This window comes from Mesorhizobium sp. M7A.F.Ca.ET.027.03.2.1, from assembly GCF_003999175.1.
Classification (GTDB): Bacteria; Pseudomonadota; Alphaproteobacteria; order Rhizobiales; family Rhizobiaceae; genus Mesorhizobium.
Map to the genome: position 1 here is coordinate 1 of NZ_RZOM01000716.1, position 3,242 is coordinate 3,242.

Annotated in this window: 6 protein-coding genes; 4 read left to right on the forward strand and 2 right to left on the reverse strand. The window is 59.7% G+C overall.

Translation table 11 applies throughout. The features are described from left to right. The 4 genes from EN750_RS40965 to EN750_RS25520 all read left to right on the forward strand — a co-directional run. On the forward strand, positions 1 to 477 hold a 477-nt coding region (locus tag EN750_RS40965), incomplete at its 5' end, for a DUF2934 domain-containing protein (RefSeq protein WP_245482810.1). 89 nt (positions 478 to 566) lie between these two features. Then, positions 567 to 752, forward strand: coding sequence for a hypothetical protein (locus EN750_RS25510; RefSeq protein WP_127398196.1), 186 nt, complete (start codon positions 567 to 569; stop codon positions 750 to 752). Next, positions 749 to 1,645 (forward strand): alpha/beta hydrolase, encoded by an 897-nt coding sequence (locus tag EN750_RS25515; protein WP_127398198.1) that lies wholly within the window; start codon positions 749 to 751, stop codon positions 1,643 to 1,645. The genes EN750_RS25510 and EN750_RS25515 overlap by 4 nt, the downstream gene beginning before the upstream one ends. 123 nt (positions 1,646 to 1,768) lie before the next feature. Then, the gene (locus EN750_RS25520) at positions 1,769 to 2,179 is read left to right on the forward strand and encodes a DUF427 domain-containing protein (protein ID WP_127398200.1); all 411 of its coding nucleotides are present in this window, start codon (positions 1,769 to 1,771) and stop codon (positions 2,177 to 2,179) included. 30 nt (positions 2,180 to 2,209) lie between these two features. Here the strand turns inward: EN750_RS25520 and EN750_RS25525 are convergent, their stop codons facing one another. Together EN750_RS25525 and EN750_RS25530 are read right to left on the reverse strand one after the other, a co-directional pair. Then, complete coding sequence (locus EN750_RS25525) at positions 2,210 to 2,641, reverse strand: HD domain-containing protein (protein ID WP_127329008.1); 432 nt, start codon at positions 2,639 to 2,641, stop codon at positions 2,210 to 2,212. 24 nt (positions 2,642 to 2,665) lie between these two features. Further along, the gene (locus EN750_RS25530; protein WP_127380382.1) at positions 2,666 to 3,061 is read right to left on the reverse strand and encodes a GFA family protein; all 396 of its coding nucleotides are present in this window, start codon (positions 3,059 to 3,061) and stop codon (positions 2,666 to 2,668) included. Positions 3,062 to 3,242 lie beyond the last annotated feature (181 nt).

Genomic DNA, 3,242 nt, shown 5'->3' on the forward strand with positions numbered 1-3,242 from the left:
GCAACAGCCCGCCATATCGGTGCGGCGGGCGATCAGGCATTGAGCGCCGGCAGTGGGATCGGAGAGGGACGTGCTCGGCGCTGGCCGATAGCCAGATTCATAAAGCTGCGGGCATCGGTGTGTCACGAAAAAATATCAGTACGAAAATTACCAAGCGGTTTCGTCCCACGCAATCCACAAGCGCCTTCCCCGAAATCGCGGCTCCGGCAGCGGCTGTTCCCGACAGAGGAGGAACAAAAAATATGGCCCGGAATTGAGACTGACGAATTGGAGGATCTGGCCATGGACAGCAGGGAAGAAAAGATCAAACGGCGAGCCCATGAAATCTGGGAACAAGAGGGCAGGCCGGCTGGCCGCGAGCAGGAGCACTGGGACCAGGCCGTGCAGGAGATCGAGGCTGAGGGTTCGGAGACTGAACGTGGCCCGGTTTTGCCTGATCCGACAGTTGCAGCCGATTCCAATAGCTTGAAGCGTTGATCGTCAGATGCCGTGGCGTCTTGAGAGGACGATCAGGCAACCAAATTGGTGGAACCTGGTTTGCCGGACAGCAACCAGAGGAGGTTTCGATGAAGAGGTTCTTTTCACTCCTGGTCCTGGCCGCTGGCCTTACGCTCGGCGCCTGCGACAACAATATCGAGCCGATGAAAGCCAACACCGGCCCCATCAACAAGAACCCACAAGTTGACCAGGCCGCCAGGCCAGAGTCCGCGACTGGTGATGATAAGCCAGCTATTGCGCCTCAGAGCCAATGAACTCCGTCTCACATTGCGACACACCTGTGCTGCGCGTCGCCTATCTCGATGGTGGACCGCAGGACGGCGCCCCGGTTATCCTGCTGCATGGCTGGCCCGACGACGCGACGACATACGCTCGGATTTCGCCGGTCCTTCATGAAGCTGGCTTCCGGACGTTTTCGCCTTGGTTGCGGGGCTTCGGGCCGACATCGTTCCTGTCAAAAGAAATCATGCGCTCGGGCGAGATTGCCGCGATGGCGCAGGATGTGCTGGATTTTGCCGATGCGCTGGGCCTCAGCCGCTTTGCGGTCGTCGGACACGATTGGGGTGCCCGGATATCCTATCTGCTCGCGTCGGTTTTCCCGGACCGCATCAAGTGCTGTGCTGCGCTGTCGCTCGGCTGGCAACCAGGCAAACCAGCAACGCCGGCGCCCGGACAAGCGAAAGCATTTTGGTATCAATGGTTCATGGCGACGGCACGGGGCGCCGAGTTCGTACGAAACAACGGCAAGGAATTCGCTAGATACCAGTGGGACAGCTGGGGTCCATCAGGCTGGTTCGACGACGCTATTTTCGATGGTGTCGCGAGTTCGTTCGAAAATCCTGACTGGGCGGATGTGACGTTGCATTCCTATCGGGTCAGATGGGAAGAGGCCGAGCCCGATCCACGCTATGCCGAACTTGCCCGCCGGCAAGCAGCGGTCAAGATCATCACGGTGCCGATCCTGACGCTCCATGGTGGCGACGACCGCGTTGTGTTTGCCCAGTCCTCAGAGGGGCTCGAAGAGCATTTCACCGCGTTCTATAGGCGGGTGGTGCTGGATGGCATCGGACACTTCCCGACGCGTGAGGCTTCTGATCAGGTTGCGCGATTGTTGGCTGCGTTTCTCGACAGCCATGGCAAACGCTGAAGTGGAGTCATCATCCAACCTCATAGTAGAGGCCGGAACCTGACGCATCGCCGCGCATTTCGTCTCCATGCATGACGAACCGAAATGCGGTCTCGCAATCATCGGCAGCCAGGGAGAATTTGAATGCAAGCTTCAGACGCAATCTCAGCACACCATGCTGGCCAGCTGGCCATAGAACCGTTTGCCGGCACGGTGACGGTACGATTTTCCGACGCCATAGTCGCTGCTACGGAACGGGCGAAAGTGCTTCAGGAAGAAGGACATGAGCCCGTGTTCTACATCCCTTTCGAAGACATCTATTTCGACCTTTTCGAAAAGACGAACACCACCAGCCGCTCCCCTTCGAAAGGCACCGCGAGCTACTGGCGCGTCCATGCGGTTGGCAGCTCGGCTGACGATTTCATGTGGGCATACGAGACGCCTGAAACCGCGGCGCGGCCCATTGCACGTCATGGTGCATTCGATCCGGAAAAGGCGCGCATCGATGCTGAGCCCGCGGAGGACAGACGGCACACGCCCCACGTCCCGGAGTAGATTGCCCGTTCGCAGCGGGGCGATCTGAATTCAAGGCTGGTGCTGACGGCGCGGAAACTCGTCATCAAGGATGCGTAGTGCCTCCTCATATTTGACAGTCGATGCCCCGACCTGTCGGGCCTGCCAGATATTGTCCGCCAGATCCGCGCGCTTCACCGGCAGCGCCAGTGGATTCGATGCCGCTCGTCGCACGAACGCGAAGTAGTCCTCGCCATCTCTGCGCGACATGGCGTCGACGGCCGAAGCGATCGTCGGGCCAAAACCGGCCTCGTCCAACCTGGTCCGGTTCCAGCCTTCGCCCTTTTCCACGACGTCATGGAGATAGGCGACGACCTTCTGGTCCCTGGTTTCGACCGCGTCGACGACCCGGCGGCAGTGCTCGATATACGGTCTCCCGGTCTTGTCGCGCTGTGCTGCGTGGACCTCTTCGGCAATCTTGGCCGCCCGGTAAAAGATGCTCATCTGGCTTGCCCTTCAGACATGGTTTTACCATCGCTCCTCGGTATCGTGGTGCGGCAGGTCTATTCCGCAGCAAACCCAGCCAAGTCGCTGCCTCGATCCATAATTATAGCGCGGCTCCAGGCGAGCCGGATCGTCGAACGTTCCGACATGCAACGCGATCTCTCCGGGCGATGCGTCATAGGCAAGGCTGAGCGGCGATCCGCAGGCGGAGCAGAAGCCCCTCCGGGCAATCGGTGAAGATCTGCGATAGGTCGGCGTCGCATTGGTCCAGGTCACGCTTTGGGAAGGCACCCAGGCCAGAACCGCGAACGCACTGCCGGTCGTTCGCCGGCACATATCACAATGGCAATAATGCACTCTCGGTTCGCTTCCAACGCGGAAGCGGATCGTGCCGCAGAGACATCCTCCGCTCAGTTCCATTTTGGCGCCCCGGCTGACTTGCGGCTCCAACGTCTATCGCGCGGTCTCATGCGAGCACCTCCATTCATCTCAGCGGAAACGCCAGCCATTTGCGTCGGTTCCTGTGGCTATCTCAGGAACCAGTGCTTGCGCGCGGCGTTGCGTGTCTTTGCCGACAATGGGAGGAAACAGGGAAATGCAT

Bases quoted from the DNA above. Each gene is read 5' to 3' on its own strand.
- EN750_RS25530 (WP_127380382.1), bottom strand. From the start codon at position 3,061: ATGGAACTGAGCGGAGGATGTCTCTGCGGCACGATCCGCTTCCGCGTT.
- EN750_RS25525 (WP_127329008.1), bottom strand. From the start codon at position 2,641: ATGAGCATCTTTTACCGGGCGGCCAAGATTGCCGAAGAGGTCCACGCA.
- EN750_RS25510 (WP_127398196.1), top strand. From the start codon at position 567: ATGAAGAGGTTCTTTTCACTCCTGGTCCTGGCCGCTGGCCTTACGCTC.
- EN750_RS25515 (WP_127398198.1), top strand. From the start codon at position 749: ATGAACTCCGTCTCACATTGCGACACACCTGTGCTGCGCGTCGCCTAT.
- EN750_RS25520 (WP_127398200.1), top strand. From the start codon at position 1,769: ATGCAAGCTTCAGACGCAATCTCAGCACACCATGCTGGCCAGCTGGCC.